The 20,585-nt window shown below is 65.4% G+C and carries 15 protein-coding genes; 5 read left to right on the top strand and 10 right to left on the bottom strand.

Features of this window, described 5'->3' with window-relative positions; translation table 11 throughout:
* Positions 1-70 precede the first annotated feature (70 nt).
* Complete coding sequence (locus AB0I88_RS31420; RefSeq protein WP_361032797.1) at positions 71-1,228, top strand: PQQ-binding-like beta-propeller repeat protein; 1,158 nt, start codon at positions 71-73, stop codon at positions 1,226-1,228.
* On the opposite strand, the gene AB0I88_RS31415 is transcribed toward AB0I88_RS31420, so the two are convergent.
* The gene (locus AB0I88_RS31415) at positions 1,209-1,622 is read right to left on the bottom strand and encodes a hypothetical protein (RefSeq protein ID WP_361032794.1); all 414 of its coding nucleotides are present in this window, start codon (positions 1,620-1,622) and stop codon (positions 1,209-1,211) included. The two genes, AB0I88_RS31420 and AB0I88_RS31415, sit on opposite strands and share 20 nt — an antisense overlap.
* Before the next feature lie 206 nt (positions 1,623-1,828).
* Between AB0I88_RS31415 and AB0I88_RS31410 the strand changes: the two genes are divergently transcribed.
* On the top strand, positions 1,829-3,052 hold the full coding sequence (locus AB0I88_RS31410; RefSeq protein ID WP_361032875.1) for an MFS transporter: 1,224 nt from the start codon (positions 1,829-1,831) through the stop codon (positions 3,050-3,052).
* Positions 3,053-3,204: 152 nt separating this feature from the next.
* On the opposite strand, the gene AB0I88_RS31405 is transcribed toward AB0I88_RS31410, so the two are convergent.
* A complete protein-coding gene (locus AB0I88_RS31405; RefSeq protein WP_361032791.1) occupies positions 3,205-3,678 on the bottom strand; it encodes a very short patch repair endonuclease in 474 nt (157 codons plus the stop codon).
* Between the two features lie 61 nt (positions 3,679-3,739).
* On the opposite strand from AB0I88_RS31405, the gene AB0I88_RS31400 reads away from it, so the two are divergent.
* A complete protein-coding gene (locus AB0I88_RS31400; protein ID WP_361032788.1) occupies positions 3,740-4,837 on the top strand; it encodes a DNA cytosine methyltransferase in 1,098 nt (365 codons plus the stop codon).
* 51 nt (positions 4,838-4,888) lie between these two features.
* Here AB0I88_RS31400 and AB0I88_RS31395 read toward each other — a convergent pair whose 3' ends face one another.
* The 5 genes from AB0I88_RS31395 to AB0I88_RS31375 form a co-directional block, all read right to left on the bottom strand.
* Positions 4,889-6,703: a DUF1998 domain-containing protein gene (locus tag AB0I88_RS31395; protein ID WP_361032785.1), complete on the bottom strand. Its 1,815-nt coding sequence runs from the start codon at positions 6,701-6,703 to the stop codon at positions 4,889-4,891.
* On the bottom strand, positions 6,684-9,860 hold the full coding sequence (locus AB0I88_RS31390; protein WP_361032782.1) for a helicase-related protein: 3,177 nt from the start codon (positions 9,858-9,860) through the stop codon (positions 6,684-6,686). The genes AB0I88_RS31395 and AB0I88_RS31390 overlap by 20 nt, the downstream gene beginning before the upstream one ends.
* On the bottom strand, positions 9,857-11,377 hold the full coding sequence (locus AB0I88_RS31385) for an NERD domain-containing protein/DEAD/DEAH box helicase (protein WP_361032779.1): 1,521 nt from the start codon (positions 11,375-11,377) through the stop codon (positions 9,857-9,859). Before AB0I88_RS31385 ends, AB0I88_RS31390 begins: the two co-directional genes overlap by 4 nt.
* Positions 11,374-16,083 carry a DEAD/DEAH box helicase family protein gene (locus tag AB0I88_RS31380; protein ID WP_361032872.1) on the bottom strand — a complete coding sequence of 1,570 codons (4,710 nt, stop codon included), beginning with the start codon at positions 16,081-16,083 and terminating at the stop codon, positions 11,374-11,376. The genes AB0I88_RS31385 and AB0I88_RS31380 overlap by 4 nt, the downstream gene beginning before the upstream one ends.
* Positions 16,084-16,469: 386 nt before the next feature.
* Positions 16,470-17,363 (bottom strand): NaeI family type II restriction endonuclease, encoded by an 894-nt coding sequence (locus tag AB0I88_RS31375; protein ID WP_361032776.1) that lies wholly within the window; start codon positions 17,361-17,363, stop codon positions 16,470-16,472.
* 395 nt (positions 17,364-17,758) lie between these two features.
* Here AB0I88_RS31375 and AB0I88_RS31370 point away from each other — a divergent pair, with 395 nt between their 5' ends.
* Positions 17,759-18,595 (top strand): phosphoribosylaminoimidazolesuccinocarboxamide synthase, encoded by an 837-nt coding sequence (locus AB0I88_RS31370; protein WP_361032773.1) that lies wholly within the window; start codon positions 17,759-17,761, stop codon positions 18,593-18,595.
* 85 nt (positions 18,596-18,680) lie between these two features.
* Here AB0I88_RS31370 and AB0I88_RS31365 read toward each other — a convergent pair whose 3' ends face one another.
* Both AB0I88_RS31365 and AB0I88_RS31360 read right to left on the bottom strand, forming a co-directional pair.
* Positions 18,681-18,866: a hypothetical protein gene (locus tag AB0I88_RS31365; RefSeq protein WP_361032770.1), complete on the bottom strand. Its 186-nt coding sequence runs from the start codon at positions 18,864-18,866 to the stop codon at positions 18,681-18,683.
* Positions 18,863-19,162, bottom strand: a complete 300-nt coding sequence (locus AB0I88_RS31360; protein ID WP_361032767.1) for a hypothetical protein — start codon at positions 19,160-19,162, stop codon at positions 18,863-18,865. The genes AB0I88_RS31365 and AB0I88_RS31360 overlap by 4 nt, the downstream gene beginning before the upstream one ends.
* Positions 19,163-19,443: 281 nt before the next feature.
* On the opposite strand from AB0I88_RS31360, the gene AB0I88_RS31355 reads away from it, so the two are divergent.
* Entirely contained in the window at positions 19,444-20,334 is an 891-nt protein-coding gene (locus tag AB0I88_RS31355) for a helix-turn-helix transcriptional regulator (RefSeq protein ID WP_361032764.1), read from the top strand.
* Positions 20,335-20,393: 59 nt separating this feature from the next.
* Here the strand turns inward: AB0I88_RS31355 and AB0I88_RS31350 are convergent.
* Positions 20,394-20,585: DUF397 domain-containing protein (locus AB0I88_RS31350; RefSeq protein ID WP_361032761.1), on the bottom strand; the 192-nt coding region annotated here is incomplete at its 5' end.

The following is a 20,585-nucleotide window of genomic DNA, read 5'->3' as shown; positions in this document are numbered from 1 at the left end:
AGATGGGCGGCCCACGCGGGTCGTCCCATTTCCCCGTTTCCGGGTGGTAGGTCCGCATACGTTATGGCGCATGACGACTTCTGTACGGCGTACCCCCGCCTTGGTTCTGTCGATCGCGCTTGCCGCGGGCGCGGCAGCGAGCCCGGCCACCGCGGCCGTCGCGCCGGTCTGGGACCACCCCGGCTACGACGCCGAAGACAGCCACTACAACCCGGCGGAAGACGTGATCAACGCCGGCAGCATCCGCCGCGTCGCCAAGAAGTGGCAGGTGAAGCTGCGTTCCAGCGACACCAGCTGCTCCGGGTATTCGGCGCCCCTGCTGTCCGGAGGGCGTGTCGTCACCAGCGACCAGCTCGGCGTCTCCGCCTACACGGCGGACACCGGCCGGCTGCTGTGGCGTCACGACTGGGACGATCCCGGCGACAACGGGACACCCCGGATCGGCATCACCGGCGGGCTCGTCATCCTCGCCAACAACGGCTGCAACTCACAGAGCGACCCGGACGGGCAGCTCACCGCCCTCGACCTGCGCAGCGGGCTGGTCCGCTGGCGCCAGCGCATGGACATCCCGGTGCACGACACCACCGTCGACAAGGGCGTCATCGTGGTGTCCGGTGGATCGCCGTCGGACGAGGACGAGGTCGTGGCGTTCTCCGCCCGCGACGGGCGGACACTCTGGAGCAAACCGCGGCATCTGTCGTCCGGAGTCTCCGCGAACGGGACGATCCTGATGCGCAAGACCGACGGCAGCGAAGTCGAACAGGGCGAGAGCGCCGGCGTGGACGTCGTCAGCGGCCGAGTGCGGTGGACCCGCAAGGCCGACTGGACCGCGGAGGCCGCCGACCCGGACGGCACCCGGTTCTACGTCACCGACGAGAAGACCACGGGACTCAGCACGGTCCGGGTAGCGGACGGGCAGCCCGGATGGACCGTGCCCGGCCTCGACCGGTCCCCGATCGCGGTCGACGGGAACCGGATCTACCGGGTGTTCGATCAAGGCATCGAGACGTTCCGGGTGACCGACGGGAAACGGCTCTGGAGCGTGCGGTCGACCACCGCCGGCACGGCACAGCCGATTCGGGCCGGTGGGCTGCTCTACAGCGGCGGACAAGTGCGGAAGGCCGCCGACGGGACGGTGGCCGGGCCCGCCTACCACGGTTCGATCATCGTCGCCGGCGGGCGGATCCATCAGGTGTCCGAGGGGACGCTCACCGCGTACGCCCCCTGAGCCGACGATGACGGACATGCAGGGAGAGGAAACCGACCAGCACCGACGCCGACGCCAGCGAGATGAAGATCAGCAGTGCGCCGACCGCCCACAGGCCGGTGGTGTCCTGGGACGCCGTCACGCTGAACGCCGCGGTGAACGCCAGCGTCATCGCGGCCGCCGCCGACAACGGCAACACACCCAGCTGCACGGCGCCGAACATGATCACGATCAGGGTGAGAGCGCAACCGGCCACCTGCCACGCCTGGTACGGGCCACTGCCGTCCGCCTGATACTCGTTGTCCCAGCCCAGCCAGCCGAACCAGGCGAGCGCGGAGAGAACGGCCACGGCAAGAGCGCCGACCGTCTGAAAAATAGAGCGAGCCCGGGTGGGCTGCGCGGGAACGTCGGTCATGGCCCCAGAGCGTAAGGCCTGCCACTGTGCGGTTCACGGAGCGTTGCTGATCGGTGCTTGGTACTCGAGAAGCGCAACCGTGCAGGTTGCGGTTGTGGTGTTCCGGTGGCCAAGGGCGAAGCGGGCCGCGAGCCCGACCCGAACAAGGAGGAGGCGCCGACAGCCGGCGCCACTTTCCTTGTGGGGGTGCCGCCGCCTTGGCTCCGATGTTCGCGCCGCTCCGAGAGCGCAACTACCGCCTGTGGGCGGCCGCCGACCTGATCTCGGTCAGCGGCACGTGGATGCAGGTCCTGGCGCTGAACTGGCTCATCCTGTCCGCCACCGGCTCAGCCACCGCGATGGGCGCGGTCATCATGCTGCAATCCCTGCCGGTGCTGCTGCTCGGCAGCTGGGGCGGCGCCCTCGCCGACCGGCTTCCGGCCCGGCCGCTGCTCATCGCCTTCCAGACGGTACGCGCACTGCTCGCCCTCGCTCTGCTCCTGCCCGGCGGAGACTGGACCATCTACGCGGTCGCGCTGGCGTCCGGCGTCATCGGCTCCTTCGAAGGCCCGGTCCTCGGCCGCTTCGGCTCCGCCCTCGTCCCCCAAGACGCACTGGCGTCGGCCCTGGCACTCGGCTCGGTCCTCAACTCGGCCGGCCGGATCGGCGGCATGGCACTCGGCGGCGTCCTGATCGGCGTCACCGGCCCGTCCGCCCTCTTCGTGATCAACGCGGCGTCCTATCTCGCCGTCATCGGCGCCCTGCTCGCCATGCGCCTCGGCGACATGCGCCCGCTGGCCGTCGCCTCCGCGTCCGACGGCGGTGTGATCGCCGGATTCCGCTACCTGCTCCGCCAGCCGGTGATCCTGGTCGTCCTGGCGCTCTCGTTCGTCCTGGGCTCCCTCGGCCGCAACTATCAGGTGTCGATGGCCGCCATGGTCTCCGGCCCGCTCGGCGGCACATCCAGCTCGTACGGTCTGCTGTCGACGGTCTTCGCCGTCGGCGCCGTCGCCGGCGGCCTGCTCCTGGCCGGCACCGGCCGATCCACCCTGCGGGTCCTGCTCGGCACCGGCTCGCTGATCAGCGCCCTGCAGTTCTGCTCCGGCCTCGCCCCGAACATCCTCGGCTTCGCCGCCCTGATCCTCCCGATCGCGGCCGGCGCCGTCGTCTTCGACACCGTCGTCTCCACCCGCATCCTGCTCGACACCCGCGAAGAGATGCGCGGCCGCGTCCTGGCCACGGTCGGCATCGTCTCCTCCCTCTCCGCGATCGTCGGCGCCCCGGCCATCGGCTGGCTATGCGACACCCTCGGCGCCCGAGGCGCGCTGCTGACCGCCGGCACGGTCACCACGGCGGCGGCGGTTGCGGGCGGGGTCGCCCTGGCTCGGCTCAAGGGCCGGTCCCTCAGCTTGGCCTTCCTGCTGGGCCGCCCCACCGAACAGCCCGCCTGACAACCCCGGACCCGATGCCGCCCAGCCTTCCGGCCGGGCGGCATCGCCGGCTTCTGGCCTGACGCCGGCCGGTCGGCTCTTGTGTGGCTTGAGGGACCCGAGCGTACGGCCCTGGAGTGGGATCCGACTGATGCGTATTCGGTGAGATCAGCTCAGGTGGTGTTCCCGGCTGGAGGAGGTGGATCGTCATCAGTGATTGGATCGGTATCACGGAGTCGAGTGACTGCCGCGAGGATTGTGTCCGCTGCCTGATCGGCCGTTTCGTGTTCCCAGATTCGGATCACGGTCCATCCGGCGTCCGCGAGTCGGGTGTTGGTGTCGATGTCCCGGCGGCGGTTCGTCGCCACCTTTTCGGCCCAGAAGGTGGCGTTAGTCTTGGCGACGGTGTGATGTTCTGGGCACCCATGCCAGAAGCAACCGTCCAGGAACACCGCGAGTCGGATGCGGGGGAATAGCAGGTCCGCAGTTCGGCGCACCGCCTTGATCGGGCGTCGGTTCACGAAGTAGCGGAGCCCACGAGCGTGTGCAGCCCGACGCAGCGCGAGTTCTGGTCGGGTGTCTCGCCCCTTGTTGGCCTGCATCGACTTCCGCACGCCGGCGGACGATGCCCAAGACTTGTCGGACATGCGTTCTATCACACCCGCGTGGCACCTTGCCTCGAGACCAGGGGGAGCTAAACTGTCGCGGGTGAGCGACCGCCTGAGCACGATCGACTTGTTTGCTGGATGTGGCGGTATGACCGTCGGATTCCGCCGTGAGGGCTTTCGTCCGATCATGTCGGTCGAGTGGGATCTCGCGGCAGCCGCCACCTACGCGGCGAACTTCGGCGAATCGCACACCCATTGGGGCGACATCGAGCTAGTGCGCGATGACGAGATCCCCGGCGCCGAGGTGATCATCGGTGGACCGCCGTGCCAAGGCTTCTCCAACCTTGGCAGCAAGGATGTCGACGACCCTCGCAACAAACTGTGGAAGCAGTATCTGAGGTTCGTCGTCAAGGCACGTCCCCAGGTCTTCGTCATCGAGAACGTCGAACGATTCTCGCGCGCCAGCGAGTTTCAGCTCCTCCTTGATGAGGCCGACCACGGCCTCATCAAAGACTACAAACTCTCATACGGCGTCCTGCTGGCCGCGGATTACGGTGTGGCGCAACGCCGCCCACGGACCATCGTGATCGGGTCACGTATCGGTGAGATCCCGCTGCCGAAGCCGACACATGCGAAGGTTCCGACAGGCGATCTCCTGCCCTGGGAGACGGTGCGGAGCCGAATCGCCTGGGTCGACCCGTACCCGGCCACCACCGAGTTGCCCGCATCGCTGACCGAGTACTTCGGCCAGCGGATCCGGGGCGAATTCAAGGGAACCGACATCCACTTCGGCCGGCAGCCGACGGCGATGTCGCTGGAGCGCTACGACCATATCCCTCCAGGTGGTGGCCGGTTCAATCTCCCTGATCACCTGCTGTCCCGATGCTGGCGCGAGAAGAAGACCGGCACGACGGATGTCATGGGCCGTATGCGCTGGGACGCGCCGTCCCTGACGATTCGTACCGAGTTCTTCAAGCCCGAGAAGGGCCAGTATCTCCACCCCCAGTGGGAGCCGGACCGGCCGGATCAGCGGGTCAACCGGGTCATCACCCACTACGAGGCCTCGCTGTTGCAGGATTTCCCGAAGGACTACCTGTGGTGCGGCTCCAAGACCGAGATCGCCAAACAGATTGGTAACGCCGTTCCGTCGGGTCTGGCCGCCGCCATCGCTAAGCACCTCAAGGAGTACCTGAACTGAGCTCGAGACCGGTGAGGGGACGATGAAGCGACCCCTCACCGGTCTTGAGGACTACACGGTCGATGAGTGGCGAACCTGATCGAGCACGCTGTCGAGGAGACCTGGCACGTTCCCGCCGCCGAGGACGAGCTGGCGGTCGAGTATCCGGTTGGCCGTCTCGCAAGAGGTCTCGCTGACGAGTGCGCATCCATGACACGCCGAGAGATTGAGCTGGGATGTGCCCTGTCGATCACTCTCGATACACACCGGGTCGTTGGAGCAGACGTCCGCGTCGATCAGTGCCGCCACCAGCAGCGGAAGGATCTTGTCCGGCTCGCCCAGGCGTACGAGGCCTCCTAGGGTGCCCTGCGCGTCGCCCGCGGCCGTGTAGATCAGGATCCCTGCAGTGCGGTCGGAGCGCTCCGAATTCGCGTAGATCCGCTCCTGGAGTGAGGCGGATGCGTAACCGCTCGCGAAGGCGAGCCTGCGGATCAGCAGGTGGGCGATCGTGTGCAGCGCAATGAAACGCGGTTCCGGTACGTCCAGGTTCTGTGCCCACTGGTTGTATTGGCGTCGCTTGACCAAGATATCGGCTCTTGCTCGGACTTCGGGAAGGTTCTCCCACTCCGACAGCCGGTCTTCGTTGAAGCGGAGGAAGATGCCCTCGCCGAACATCTCCACAGCCGGGTACACCGGCATTCGACTCTGGTCGCGGCCGAGGTCCGCGAGAATCGGGTCGGCCTCCATGTTGTGCCGGCGGAAGCCCTTGAGCGCGCGGACCTCACGCACGCGTTGTACCTGGCCGACCGCGACGAGCCGATCAGTCAATGCTGACGGCCAGACAGTGTCGCCTGGCACCCGCCAGCCATCGACGATGAAATCACCGCCGCTGTGGTCCCGGCCGCCTTCCAACTTCTTGAGAAAGGCCGCCCACTCACCGTCCTTCAGCCCCAGCAGCGGAGCCTCCTCGGGATCGTCGTCGCCAGAGGCCAACTGGAGGACGTCCTCCTTCGACACACCCAGTTCCTCGGCGATCCATCCGGCTACCATGTCCGCCTGAGGGCCGCCGTTGTCCGAGACCACCTTCTCGAAATAGACGTGCGCGCGGATCTGGTCCCGTTGCGCGACGGACTGCGGGGCTTCCTCCGGAATGTCGAGGGCCGACAGCCGGTCGGCGATGTAGTTCCCGGTGGCCCCGCGTTGGACGGCGAGAAGCCGGTGTTCGCAGGGGTCCCCGCTGTTCGTCTCCTCCCACGGCTGCCGCCCGTCGCACCGGATGCCGTCACGTTGCAGCGAATCCTTGCCGACCAGGTCGGAGAGCGGGCGATCGCGTTTACATCCGTTGCAGACGACACGAAGCGAGGCGAGGCCTTCGCCGTGTTTCGTGGAGCGGATGAACCTCAACTCCTTGTAGGCGCGGCAGAAGCGGACGGCCTCCGCGGCGCCTGCGCCGGCGCCGCGATGGGCCCATTTGAACCAGTGGATGTCCTGGATATGGCTGCCCTTCTCGCAGATCGCGACGTAGCGCATCGGGACGAGTGAACCACCGCAGTCACACTTGTTGACCCATCGTCCTTTGCTTCTGCCGGTGAGCATCGACAGCTTGGAGCACTGCTCGCAGAACCGCCATGCCGGAAAACGCCAGTAGAGCAGGTGTGAGGTCTCCTTTGCCGCTCGACCGGCGTGAGCCGGCGGCTGCCGGAGGATGCCTCGCCCACGAGGGAGCCGCGCTACGAGCCGCTTGCAGCTGATCTCGGACGCTTGGTGCCTGTTCCACCAGGACGTATCGGGTGCGATCAGCGACTCGCCGCGGACATCGACGATCGCGCCCACCCCGAACGGGGTAATCGTTTCGGAAAGTCGCAGGTCATGCATGATCGGTTCCACGGCGGCCCTCCTCCATCGGCTCACGTACATGGACGGCGACGTTGGGTTCGACCGATCTCATCGAGTCTGCGACAAGCCAACCCTCGCCGCGCTGGTCGAATCTCTTGAGCAAGGCCTCGTCGTCGGCCTTGACGCGGTCGTAAAGCAAGCGAGTGCCACCCTCGCGTGCCTGCTTGGCACGGCGGTCCCAGTCGCGGAGGAGTCGCCACACCTCCGCCTCGGTCTCCTCCCGTTCGATCGGCTCCGAACGAGTCACTAGACCGAGGAAGGTCTCCACCAAGCGTTCGATCGTCCGAGACATGCCGTCGTCGTCGAGATCGAGATTCGACGCGGCGTCGTTCGCGGAAAGGGCTGATACGGAGTGCCGCAGCAGAGCAACCAGCGCACCGGCCAACGATCGAGCCCGGGAGGCCAGCGACCATGGAGTGACACTCGTCGGCTCAACACTGCGATAGAGCGCCTCGTGGTAGCCGCGGAACGTCTCGAAGTGTGAGCGGTCCCGCGCCCGATTGGAACGGAACAAAGTCGCCACGATGCCGTTGTTCAAGCCACGGCCGACGCGACTCGTGGCCTGGATGTACTCGGCGGTCGTCTTCGGTTGGCCGACCATCAGCATCAGCGCAAGGCGGGGGATGTCGATGCCCACCGACAGCATGTTGGAGGAGAGCACGACGTCTACGGCCTGGTCGGTCTGGTCGATGCTGCGTGCGAGCTCACGTAGATCGTTGGGGAGTTCTTCCGGTCCACGGCGGCTCGTGAGTTCGAGGACCCGATCTGCCCGTACCTTTCGGAAGGGCAGATTGAGTCGGTCCGCGCGTGGCTCCAGCCGGCCGTTGACGTCATCGACCACGAGTGTTCCGGTGCGGCCGAGTTCCCGAAGACTGTTGTGGTACATCACTGCGGTCCAGTAGGAGTCACGTGTCGTCCCGGTATCGGGCTCCGTGGCCAACACCGCGGGGATCTCCATGAGCGGGGCCGCGGTCGAGATGACCGCAGACACCTGCGAAAGCGACTGCGGCATGAGACCGACGTACAGGCGTCCCTCGCCACTCTCGACGGGCCGGGAGAAGAACGTTCGATCGCCATCCAGGCCTGCCGGAGGGTAGAGCGCGACCTTCCGCCCGTAGAGGCCCTGGATCTGTTCCTGTGAGGCCCGGATCGTGGCCGTCGAAGCGACGATCTTCGGGGAACTGCCGTCCCTGCTCAGAAGCATCTGGATCACTGCGTCGAACACCGCCACCGTGGTTCCGAGCGGCCCGGAAAGTAGGTGCAACTCATCCTGGATGATCAGGGAGGGCTGGCGATACGGGGTGCCGAGGCCGAGGAGCCTGCCCGACTCGGGACGGAACTGGAGCCGAGCGAACTTGTCGACGGTTGCGAGCAGGATGGTCGGCGGCTCCTCGTACAGCATCTCGTCCACCACCATGACCGGCAGCTCGCGACGGAACGTGCAGTCGGTGCTCGTGCAATGGATGACGACGTCGTGGCCCTCCAGCCGTACGCCGTACCTGCTCCTGTCATCAGAACGCTTCTCAGGCAGTAGCGCGGCGCCACACCACGGGCAACTCTCCACCTGGAACCGGTTCGCCTCCTCAGGGCGGGCCGCCTTGTGAAGGCGGTCGAGCGCAGCCTTGGCGTCCCTTCGCGTGCCGGGCGTGACCTCGTTACCCACCCACAGGCCGATGGAGAAGCGAGCCATGCCTTCCACCCGTCGGTCGGATCGACGGAGAAGCTCCATCGCGCAAACCAGGGAGGCCGCACGTTGGAACTGCTGCGCGGTGAGTAGACGCAGCGTATAGCGGGTGAGTACCGCGGTACCGGCGCCCGCGACGCCGTGGTCGAGCCGTCGCCGGAAGATCTCGATCGCGGTAAGACCGAGGTACGCCTCGGTCTTACCGCCACCAGTGGGAAACCAGATCAGATCGACGAGATCCCGATCCATGTGTTCGTCATCGACCGTCGAGGCCAATGCAACCAGGAGGAAGCCGAGCTGGAACGGTCGCCAGCGCGGTTCGGCCACTGATTCTGGAAGGTCGCCACGACGTACCGAGGTCTGGCGCATCTGCAGCCGCATCGCCGTCATTCCGAGCGCGAAGGCGGTACGCAGCGATCGCTGTCGCGGGTCGCGTAGCAGGTCAACGCCGACGCTCATCCGCCGCAGGGCGCCACGGGCTCGACCGGTGATCGCTCGTGCCACCGGAGCATCCGCCCCGAACCCCTCAGCGAGGCTCTCCTGTTCCTCCACCCAGACCGCGAAGGCGCCGACGAACGCGTCCAACATCTGAAGGATCTCGTCGGCGTGGGTGTCGATCCGAGCCAGATTGTTGAGTCGCAATGCGGCGGCCTCGACCGTGTCCTGATCGAAGCCCGTCGTTTCGATGGCAGGAACGACGAACGCCGGAACCGGATCGAGCAGGACACGAGTGCACTCGCCATCGGTCAACTGCCAGTCGGCCGCCATGCCGTGCCCGACAGCGTAGATCTTCTTGTCGCGATAGCGCAGACGCAGCTCTGCGGACTCGTCATCCAAGTCGATTGCTGTCGAGCCCCGGTACTCGAGGATCCGTCCACCTGGTGTGGGTGTGACGGCGAGAGCGATCTGGAACAGCATCAGAGGGATGTCCAACCGGTCTTCCCCGGTCGATTTGGCCATCACTCGTGCGTGCACCGTCACGAGATGCTTGTCACCGTACGGTCGCCACCGCGATCCGACCTCGATCGGAACTTCCCCGGCCTTGAGCTGGTGTGGGGGCCGATCCGGTGCGAGTTCCAAGCTCTCGAACCGAAACCGGCGACGCCGCCAGCGCGGAGGGCCATCGTCGGTGAGGGGTTGATACGTCCCTCCGGAGAAATCGCAGAAGACCTCCAGCCGATCCGTCACGAAGGAGATCGCAACTGATGAGGGCCGCCAATCCTCGGCGAGCGGGACACCTGAATCGTTCTCCTCCACATCACCGGTCGGCACGTCCGACTGGACCGGTTCCTCCGGGCGTGGGGCGTCGCCCGGCGGTTGGGCGGAGGCGATCGGAAAGAGCATGCCGACCGCATACTGACGGTCAGGCAGGTTGGTGATGACCTCTTCGTCATGATCGTCGGGCCCGACGTATGCCTTCCGCAGATGCGAGAGCGCGATCGCCTGTCCTCTGGTCAATGTCATCTCGTCACCAACCGCTGTCGAAGGAGTTGCTGAAGCCGCCGCTTGTCGTCCTTGTTCACCAGGATGTCCAGGGAGACGCGGGCGCGAGTCACGGCCACGTACAGAGCCGCCGTACCGGCTGCATCGAACGAGGCCGGGAGGTCGCAGATGATGATGCTCTCCGCCTCGAGGCCCTTCGCGAAGCGAGGACTGGTGAGGGTGAATCCACCGCCGGTCACGGTGGGAGGATCCGTCGAATCGACGCGGACGATCCAGATGTCTTCCCGACGGATCCCGTCGGAGACTAGGCCTCCCGCCACCGTCTCGGCCGCGGCGACGCCGGAGTTCCCGTCGAACGTGTGCCACCGGACCTTCTCCCCGTGGACGATACCGGGGTCACCGACGTCCGCGCCGAGGTACTCCTGAACCATGTGCACGATCGCCCGGGTGTTTCGGACGTTCAGATCCAGATCGACGGAGATGCCCTCCGACGCGACGATCTCGATCACGTCCGTGTCGTAGCCGCCGTCCACGTGCGCCTGGTTATTGCTGTCCAGGAACATGCGCCAACGGCCTCGCTCACGCCCGCCGACGGTGACCGTGTCCAGCCGGTCCATCATCTCGGCGGTCATCAGATCCTGAGCCTCGTCGACGAACACGGCGTCGTAGACCCGGCCTCCGTCCAACCGGTCGACCGGGAGGACGTCGATGTCGCGCCCCACCACATGTGGAGCGAAGAAGCGGAGGAGCTCCGGGGAATGGAACGTGATCAGGACCGACCGACCCTGATCGGCCTCCTGTTTCGCGGCCTCCACCAGTACCAGTGACTTACCGGTGCCAGCGCCGCCGAAGACCATCACCCGTGGATTACGAGCCAAGGAGGCGAGGACTCTGGCCTGACCCTCGGTGGCGCGGTTCTGCTCCTCGATGACCGCGCCACGTTGCGCGTCGATCACGGGCATACGGGTGAACTCCCCGAACAGGCGCGTTCGCAGGTCGTCGGTTCGCGCAATGCGCTGTGCCGCAGGCGCCGATCGTGCGGCGGCCGAGACAGCGTCGAGAGCCTCCGTCAACCTGGTGACGGTCATGTCGTCCTTCGCCAGCCAGTGAGTCGGCTGCCACTCCACCGAGTGAGGCGGTGTCTCGATGTCCGGAGTGATGACGACGGCCTCGTGCGCGAACCAGCCGATGCCTTCCTCACGAAGGATGTCTCGAAGCGCATACATGGCGGAGCGTGCCTGCTCCATCGGTGAGCCGGCCAGCTTGTGCCAGTCGTTACGTCGGTCGACGCTGTACCAGATCCCGTCGTACTTCCGGACGCCCCCGCCCTTGACTTCGACAACGATGAGAACCTTCTTCCACAGGACGACGAAGTCGGCCTCGGCCTGTTGCTTGTACGCGTGCGACCGCAACTTCACCGAGTGGAAGGCGACCGCGTCAGGATCTCCGGTCACCTCACGCAGTATCCGGGCGATGCGGCGCTCCGCGTCGCTGCCAGCGGTCCGCTCGATGTCTGACAGGTCAGGGACGAGAATCATGAGCGGTGCTCCTGCCAGAGATCCTCATACTCCTTATAGCCGAGCAGCTCCGTGAAATCGCCGAAGTTGTCGGCCATGTCGACGATGAGGCATTCCTCTTTCCCGCCGTTCATGGGGCCGCGCAGCCCACGACCCGCCATCTGGATGTAGGCGTTCGGGCTGAACGTCGGGCGGGCGATGTAGAGAGCCCGAACGCCCGGCGCATCGAAACCCTGGATTAGTAGGTCGCAGTTCGTGAGAACGCGGATCTCATTGTTCTTGAATCTATTGATGATGTCGCGACGTTCCTGTCCGCCGGTCTGCCCGCTCACTGCGGCCGCGGTGACATCGCGGCACCTCAGCGTCGCAGCCAGGACCTGAGCAGCCAGGACGTCCGGGGTGAAAACCAGCACAGGCCAGGTGTCATCGAGCCCCAGGATGTGGTTGACGAGCGTCGACATCCGGGCGTGGTCGCGGCCGATCCGGTCCATGACCGTCGGGCTGATGCGGCGAAGGGTCCGTGCGTCGTTTTGCTCACCTGGCTTGAGGTTGACGTCGATGCCCTTCAGGACCTGGTGCTGTACACGCGCGAGAACCCCGGCGTCGGCCAGTTCCCGATAGGCGTTCCCTTCATCGAACGCCTTGATCTTCTTGCGGCCGAAACGGCCGGCGAGCGCGTCCGTCGCCTCTATGGAAGTGCCTTTGAAGGGCGTTGCGGAGAGACCGATCAGCGGGCGCGCGAAGCCTCGACCGGCCACCCCGAGCCAGCTCAGGATTCGCGTGTACATCTCGGAGCCACCCGCACGGTGGCCCTCGTCGATGAACACCGCTGTCGCCTCGCTCAACCACTGATAGTCCGAGTCGTTGACCTTGAGGCGAAGCTGCGCGTCCGTGGCCACGATGAAGCTGAACTCGGTCTCAGGCCGATTGACAGTGTTACCGTCCCAAAGCCGGCCAATCGTCAGCGGGCGTTCGTCGCCGAGCCCTCGCCATACCGTGCTGACCGTCTGCACCGCCTGTTCGCAGAGCTCCTGGGACTGCGCGATCCACAGCACTGGCCCCCGGAGGCGGCCATCGATGAAGAGGCGTAGGACGGTCTCCGTCGCCACGCGGGTCTTGCCGGCACCGGTGGGCAGTTCCACCATCGCCTTGCGATAGACGCCATTCTCGTTCTTAGTGAGAACTTCCTGTAGCTCCTCACTGATCTTTTTCTGGAAGGCGTGCAGCGCGTTGAGCCGAACCGCACCGGGAACGATGAACTCCTGGTCTTGACGTTGATTGCGGCGGCCGGCAAATTCTGGGCCGAATCCCATCTTGCGCAACCACGTGATGGCTGCCGGCAGACCGGCCCACTTATCGGGAACATCAGAGAAGCCTCGGTCCCGGAAGTTCTGAGCGAGCTGCTGGATCGAGTCGTATCCCCATACGGTCAGGAAGAGACCAGCTACCGATGTCCTGCTGTCGACCAGTCCTTGCGTTTGGAGTGCCTTCCACAACCCCTTGGGTAGGGCATCCCGAAGATCGTCCGGCCCGAAGTAGACGTCAAGGCGTTCCTCGTCCGTCGTGGCGGCCTTGGCGCGCTGTCGTTCTTCCTCGAGTCGCTGATCGAGGCCGACCTTGAGGACCTGCGCCAGGTCGGCGTTCGTGAGACCGAGATCGAAGGCCTCGTTGACGAAGCGCAGCAGCCGAGGCTCGTCGCTTTCGTTACGGACGATGAGTCGAAGCCCATCCAGATGCCACTCGATCGACTGGTTCTCAGCGCCCTTCTCGTCGGTTACACGCTTGACCACCTGTACCGCCCGGGTCAATGTCGCGTTCCGTAGGTGACCTGAGACGTGTGTGGACCGCAGGCCGGGGAAGACGTCGAGGATCGGCTCGTCCTCCCGTTCTCCTTCAACCAAGATCGAGAAGGCGAAGACGTCCTCGAAGCGACGGCAGCCGACCGACTTCACAAACTCCGGCACCTGTGCTTCCGGTACTCGCAGGTAAGGCCGTTGACGCGTCTTGAGTAGCGCCTCCTGTTCGTCGCTGGTCGCGAGAAAGACCGTGGAGGGTGACCGTGATTCGGTAAAGTGACCGATCTTGGCCGGGATCGCTGGAGGCTGCGCGTCGGGGTAGGCGATCCGGGAGGAAGCCAGGATGAATTCGAGGAGCACTTCGTTCGGGATGCGGTTGTTGAACAGCTCGGCGCCGAGTGCCTCCTTGAGTACCTCGACCGGCACCGCCTCGAGTTCGTTCGGCAGCTCAAGGGCTGCGGCGAGCTGAGAGCCTCCGCGCAGCAGTGGGAGGAGCAGCTCATATCTGAGCATGGACGGTGCCACCACCTTGGAGGGTGGGCGAAATCCCTTGGTCGATTCCACGAGGCCGGCGTTCTCAACGGCCCACCGGACGGGCGACCACAACACGTTGTAGGACATGCCGGCGTCGACGTCGTCGCACGTCCAATCGGTGTTGTCGGCTTGGATCAGTGCGGTCGTCCACTGCGTACGCAACTGCTGTGATGCCTCCGCGTCGCGGAGGATGAACAACATGGAGAAGGGGCCAGGCCCTACACCGGGATAGAACTCGATCCGCTCGACTGGCCGTTCGCCGGGGCCCTGGTTCGCGTTGATGTCCTCCAGGACCCAGTCCCGGTACTTCTCGAAGTAGAACTCATCCTCCGAGGGGTATTCGCGTACCGGGTCGTGAATCACCCCGAGCGTATGCGCGGCTCCCGCCAGGCACCTGGTGCGGTCCAACGCCTTGACGCCCGGGATGCCCTTTAGGGGGATGTCGATATCGATCACCTCGCGCGGCCATGCCCAACCGCCGTCTCGTGTGGGCACCTTGACCAGGCTGGAATAGGCGGCGAGAGCCCTCTGCACGATGGGCAGAGGTACCGCAATGGCAGCTTTCCAAAGCCTGGTGTGCTCCTCGTCGCTCGAGTCTGAGGAGAGGCGAGCGAGTCGGGCGTTCAGGATCGCCAGCGGGTCGAGAGCGCGGAATCCCGCGTCCCTCAGCAGCTTGTCGATTCCGTTCTGCGACAGGAAAGCGGGGGCGACGAAGACCGCTCCCTCGATCTCGAGTCCTTCCACCTGGTGGAGGAATACAACGTTCTTATCCTGCAGCGACCGTAGGCCGTCGGTTGTCGGAATGACCTTGGCCCGCTCCACGTCGGGCAGGTTTCGCTGCCGGCAGACTAGCCGGAGCGCGTTCGCGGCGGAGACCGGATCGTCTCCCTCGGCCCATTCCCGCAGCCAGGAGAGGAGCCCGCGCTTCTTCGTCATCGCGGCCACTGCCCGCTTGATGTCGGCCTCGGTGCTGTCCAGCGGAGCGCCGTTCGCGGCTGCGAAGATGTGCCGCAGACGTGAGACCCGCTGCAATGAGGTGTAGCACTGCCAATGCGGGACGTCTGATCCGGTGTTCGGCGAGCCGATCCAGGCTTTGTGAATCGACTCGTCCAGGGCGATCGCGAAGTCGAGTGGCTTCAGGTTCGCCGCACGCGTCAGGGTTCCGTCAGCATCAGGGACGATGTCGGACCCCACTGCCATGTGCGGCACCTGCGCACAGAGCACCTCGTCGCCGTAGGAGAGCAGCTCTCGACCTCGAGCCGGCAGGTATTCCAGGTGCGCCGCCGCATCCTCAGCGGTGCGGACGCGCGGCATCATCGCGACGAACATCTCCGAGAGCTTCACGAGGATCTCTGCGTTGTAGGCGTTGCGAAGGAGCGTCGTGCGGTCGTCGTTCACGCTCCATGGAGCGTTGAAGAGGGCGGATGCTGAGGTCTTATCCTGCAACGGAAAGTACGACCAGAAACGTCCGATCCGGTGCTCTCGCCGCAGCTTCCGGGGAATCGCAACTGTCACCTTGACCTTCGCTCGAGAGACGGCCTCACCGACATGCTTTCGAGCCTCCGGGCTTGGGGCGTGCATCCGGTCCTCGACGATCCACTCCTCACCCTCACCGTCGGGGCCTTCGATCTTGAACAGGCCGCTGCCGAGGCTTCGGGAAACGTGGCTGGTCGTGAACGGCTCGGATCCGAGGATCCGAAGCCGCACCTCACGTACGGCACTCACGAAGAGCAGGAACTCCGATGAGAACTCGACGATCTCCTTACGAAGTCGAGTGGTGTCGGAGACGTTAGGAAGCTTGACGATCGTGGACGCCCACTCTCCGAGTTCGGCGAGTACGCGGTCTTCGGCGAACGCCCGGTTCGCGTCGATGACGGTCGCGGTACGGAGCACGGGGAGGCGCCTCACCGCCGAGCCGATCCCGTGAATGGCCGTTTGTGCCTCGGCGGAGTTGAACTCGAACGACACCGAACGGCTGAAGACTTTCGGCGCGCTGGACACAGCGAGCACGGACTTGAAACCGAGCCCGAACCGGCCGATCTCATCGCCTCTCTTGCCACTGAGATGCGCATGTGTGATGGCCGTCAGGCCACTCTTGGAGAACGGACGTCCAGCGTTGGCGCAGTACAGGATGTTGCGGGTGGTGTCGAGGACGATCTCGACCCGCCCGGAGTGCGGGCCCGATTCCATCCCGGTTCCCGACATGGCGTCGGCCGCGTTCTGGACGAGTTCGAGAAGCGTTCGATTGGCGTACCCACCGACGCGAATGGACTCCTCGTGATTCGCATGCTCCGAGATCAGGTCCGGCTTCACCCGATAGGAGGCGATGGTGCTGTCGAACAGGTTCTCTACCTCGCGGACGAGGCCCGCGTCGGGAGTCCACGACGGCTGCGTCATCGTCACGGTCGGTCACCTCTCGTACGGAGTTTTTCGATGTGGAAGGCTTCGGGAGAACCAGGTGGTCGGGATTGCCGGATCGCTCCACGGGTGTGTCTCGTGGTTGAACCGGTATCGGCCGTATGGGGACAGGCATCGAACCGTTCGGCGACGGCGTCGACAACTCTTGGCCTGTTCTTCTCCCGAATGTGCAATCCGACTCCCGCGTGTCGCAGCTCTAACAGTCGGAGAGCTCGATCGGCGCTCCGATTGCGGTGAAATCTAATGGGTATGGCTGATGAGCGTGTCATCGCCACTCGGAAACGAAACTCGACCTTCAAGTACGCCGAGTTCCTGGCCATTCGGCTCATCGCGGGCGAAAAGGGCAGAATAGTCGACTTAGCTGATCAATCCCGTAGCTTGCCGGGCTCGATGTCGGGGGCCGGAACGATCGGGTCGTCAGGGCGGGCGAGTCGCCAACGAGTCCCATGAATAAGCGTGTAGGGCTCGGTATCGCCATCGCTCCAGGGGTGCAGACGTGCGCTGACGAACCGTCCGAGAGTCGGTGCTGGAAGGTCGAGTTCCGCGGCCATCTGAGGATGCGGCCGGTAGTGCCCGAAGATCACGATGCCCTCCGGCCGCAGGTTCCGGCGGGCGTCTCGTACTCGTTTCGCGCTGTCGACCTGCTGTGCAGCGGTCTGGATCGTCGCGCGATTGACCAGTTCCCCGGGTAGCTCGCGGAAGAGATTGTCGACCGCGGTCTGTCCGCCCTTCGCGTACGCGATGAGTTCGAGCTTCCGCGTGTCCGTGATGTGCAGGAGAGTGTTCTTCACCAGGTCCGCGCCCGCCACCAGCCAAAGGATCCGACCGCGGGCCTCTTCGTTGAGCTGGCGTTTCTTGTCGCGTTGATTGCCCCGGGGTTTCAGGACCTCATCGCTGATTCGGATCAGACCGGATGCCCAGCGGGCAGTGTATTCGTTGGCCCAGACCACGAGGGCAATCTTGTTCCCACGACTGTACATTTCCTCCGGGATCTCCCATTCGTAGAGATTCCGGGACCATTTGCAGTCGACGTCGGCGCCGGCGATGCTGTAGTCCAGCTCCACGCCGTCGCGGAACTCGAATTCGCGCTGGATCCAAATCTCCACGAGAGTGCCGATATGCGTCTTCTCGGTCTTGAGGAGCTGCGTGAAATCCCAGCGGCCGGTCCGTTGTCCATCGTAGATCTGATCCAGTGCCTCACGTATGGCGTACCCGGTTCGGTCGCCATACGGATCCAGCTTCGAGATCGCCGCGTGCACCGCCCAGAGTTCCGGATCCTCGTCGGCCGTGGGTGGTCGGGTGCCGAGGATCTCGACGGGGCCCCGGGACGGCTTCGGTCGGTTCTTCGTCGTCGGGCGGGGTGGGCGGAGGCGTTGTCGCCGTACCCTCAGGGTTCGAGGTAGGTATGCACTGCCGTCCTCCTCGACCCCGTCTTCCCAAAGCGGGTCTTGTCCGGGTAAAGCCGATGCCATCGCGGTCTCGCCTCCCGAGGCGCTGCTGTTAACTCAAGGTGCTTGGTATCTGTTGACCATGCTAACACTGATATCTGTACCAGGCTACTGCCGGTTTCGGTGACGGCCGCTCGCGACTGCGGCGTCAGGATCAGTTCGATAGCGTTGAGCCGCACCTCAGCCGCCACCATCGAGGGGAACAAGTGGAGCTCCTGCACTCCGGCAAGGTCCGGGACGTCTATGCCGACGGCAACGATCTGATCCTGGTCACCTCCGACCGGATCTCCATCTACGACGTCATCCTGCCCACGCCGATCCCGGACAAAGGGAAGATCCTCACCCAGCTTTCGCTCTGGTGGTTCGACCAGCTCTCAGACGTGATTCCGAACCATGTCATCTCGGCGACCGATGTGCCGGCGGAGTGGAGTGGGCGGGCCATCCGGTGTGAGCGCCTGGAGATGGTCATGGTGGAGTGCATCGCGCGTGGCTATCTGGCCGGGTCGGGGCTGAGGGACTACGAGCGGGACCGGACCATCTCCGGCAATGTCCTGCCGGAGGGCCTGGTCGAAAGCTCGCGGCTGCCGGAGCCGATCTTCACGCCCAGCACGAAGGAGCCGGTCGGCGGCGGGCACGATGAGCCGCTCACCTTCGAGCAGACGGTGGAGCTAGTGGGTAAGGAGCTGGCGGAGGAACTGCGCCGGGTCACGTTGGAGGTGTACCGGCGCGGGTCGGAGATCGCTGCGACCAAGGGCATCATCATCGCCGACACCAAGATCGAAGTGGGGCACGCGAACGGGGTGCTGAAGCTCGGTGACGAGGTTCTCACGCCGGATTCGTCGCGGTTCTGGGGCGCGGACGAGTGGAAGCCGGGCGGCGTGCCGCGTTACCTGGACAAGCAGTTTCTGCGTGACTGGTCGGGGCAGCTCACCGACTGGAATCGCACCGCGCCGGGTCCGGAGATCCCGGACGAGGTGGTCGAGGCCACCCGCAACCGGTACGTCGAGGTCTACGAGCGGCTCACCGGCGATCGCTGGCGCTGACCGCGGTCATCCGACGCTGCCGTCCGCGGATCAGGTGGGTTCCGTGGGCGGCGGCGGCGATCACCCTGGTCCGTCTGCCGAACGATCAGCGATGCGCAGCGCTCGGCTGCTGCTCAGACCAGTTGATCGGAACCTTGCACGCGCCGCACGAGAGTTGCTCGCCGCAGGTGGGGCACCAGTCGTTGGTACGCCGCAGATACCACCCCAGGGCGACCCCGGCGAAGAGGCTGAGCAGTCCGACGACCGCCGAGACCGTGACGGCGCCGGTCATCGCAGCGGACTCCGCCGCACCAGCCGTAATGCTCGCTGGTCGAGGGCCGGATCGGCGTCGGCCCGCGAAGTCACGTAAGGCGCGGTGAAGGTGTCCACGCCCGTACCCCGATGGTTTTCCGGGCGGTAGGTGACGGTGACCGCCCGGGGCGAGGCTGCCTCGATGATGCCGGCCCGCCATCCGTCCCGATAGACCCACACCGGATCCGCTGGCCGGTAGCTCTCGGCCGGGGCCACCTCTGCCGGGTCACGGTAGGGCGGGGTCACGGTGGGTGTGGACGCCATCAGGTTCGGCATGGGGGTTGCCTCCACGGTCTCGAGGCGGTGCTCCGGGGGTTCTTGAGCAGCACCCGCAACTAGCTGAGCAGCCGAAGATTTCGGCACGCTCCGTTAGCGGTTGGTACGTGTCTGTCAGCTATCATGCTCGTCATCAAGTGCGTCCGCAAGGCCGTCTGCACGTGCATCCGCAATGAGCGAATGATCGTGTCACCGCGATCCACCCGTTCCGCGGGAACGATCTCCGCTCTAGGATGCGTAAGGTTGCGCCGGGCAGTCACAGAGCAGCGACAAGGAGTCAGGTGAGCGCGGGTTCGCAGGAGGAGGCGCCGGGAGGCGGCCCGACCGTGCTGCGTATCCTGCTCGGCTCCCAGCTTCGGAAGCTGCGGGAGTCGAGGGGGATCACCCGGGAGGCCGCGGGTTACGAGATCCGTGCGTCCGGGTCCAAGATCAGCCGGATGGAGCTGGGCCGGGTCAGTTTCAAGGAACGCGACGTCGCGGACCTGTTGACCATGTATGGGGTCAGCGACTCCGCCGAGCGGGACGCGTTGATCGGTCTCGCCCGGCAGGCCAACAATCCCGGCTGGTGGCAGCACTTCAGTGACGTTCTTCCCACATGGTTCCAGGCGTATCTCGGTCTCGAGGCGGCGGCCTCGCTGATCCGGACGTATGAGATCCAGTTCGTTCCGGGACTTCTCCAGACGCCCGATTACGCACGTGCCGTCATCATGTTGGGCCATGCCGGCGCGACCGCCGACGAGATCAACCGGCGAGTCGACGTGCGGCTTCATCGACAGCAGATCCTCACCCGTCCGGGTGGCCCGCAACTGTGGGCGGTGATCGACGAGGCGGTGCTGCGACGCCCCATCGGCGGTGTCGACGTGATGCGCGCTCAGATCGAGGCGCTCATCGAGGCGGCGAAACTGCCCGGCGTCCGGTTGCAGATCATCCCGTTCCAGGCGGGCGGTCACGCGGCGGCCGGCGGACCGTTCGCCATCCTGCGCTTCCCTGAGCCGGAGCTGCCCGACGTGGTCTATGTGGAGCAGCTGACCAGCGCCATCTACCTGGACAAGCGCGAAGATGTGGATCACTACGCGATGGCGATGGAGCGGGTCTGCATCGACGCCGAGCCGCCGAACGACACGCCCGACATCCTCGGCAAGCTGCTGAACGAGGTCGGCCGCCCGGCCTGATTCAGCGCGAAGTCCGGCCGCGGGGCTCCGCGACCGGACTTCTACGAAATGCCTGAGCGTCAGGCGACCAGGTTGTCGAAGTCCCCGTCGCGGACGCCGCCGAGGAACGCCTCGATCTCGGCCCGGGTGTAGATCAGTGCCGCACCCTCGGGATCCCGGGAGTTACGCACGGCAACATCACCACTCGGCAGGACGGCGCACTCCACGCAGTTGCCACTTGGGTTGCTGCGCCGGCTCTTCTGCCAGGTCAC

The sequence above is a fragment of the Actinoplanes sp. NPDC049802 genome, assembly GCF_040656595.1.
GTDB lineage: Bacteria > Actinomycetota > Actinomycetes > Mycobacteriales > Micromonosporaceae > Actinoplanes.
The sequence above is the reverse complement of the archived record's forward strand: the minus strand, read 5'-3'. Positions and strand labels throughout refer to the sequence as shown.

Bases quoted from the DNA above. Each gene is read 5' to 3' on its own strand.
- AB0I88_RS31420 (WP_361032797.1), top strand. From the start codon at position 71: ATGACGACTTCTGTACGGCGTACCCCCGCCTTGGTTCTGTCGATCGCG.
- AB0I88_RS31415 (WP_361032794.1), bottom strand. From the start codon at position 1,622: ATGACCGACGTTCCCGCGCAGCCCACCCGGGCTCGCTCTATTTTTCAG.
- AB0I88_RS31410 (WP_361032875.1), top strand. From the start codon at position 1,829: ATGTTCGCGCCGCTCCGAGAGCGCAACTACCGCCTGTGGGCGGCCGCC.
- AB0I88_RS31405 (WP_361032791.1), bottom strand. From the start codon at position 3,678: ATGTCCGACAAGTCTTGGGCATCGTCCGCCGGCGTGCGGAAGTCGATG.
- AB0I88_RS31390 (WP_361032782.1), bottom strand. From the start codon at position 9,860: ATGACATTGACCAGAGGACAGGCGATCGCGCTCTCGCATCTGCGGAAG.
- AB0I88_RS31385 (WP_361032779.1), bottom strand. From the start codon at position 11,377: ATGATTCTCGTCCCTGACCTGTCAGACATCGAGCGGACCGCTGGCAGC.
- AB0I88_RS31380 (WP_361032872.1), bottom strand. From the start codon at position 16,083: ATGACGCAGCCGTCGTGGACTCCCGACGCGGGCCTCGTCCGCGAGGTA.
- AB0I88_RS31365 (WP_361032770.1), bottom strand. From the start codon at position 18,866: ATGACCGGCGCCGTCACGGTCTCGGCGGTCGTCGGACTGCTCAGCCTC.
- AB0I88_RS31360 (WP_361032767.1), bottom strand. From the start codon at position 19,162: ATGCCGAACCTGATGGCGTCCACACCCACCGTGACCCCGCCCTACCGT.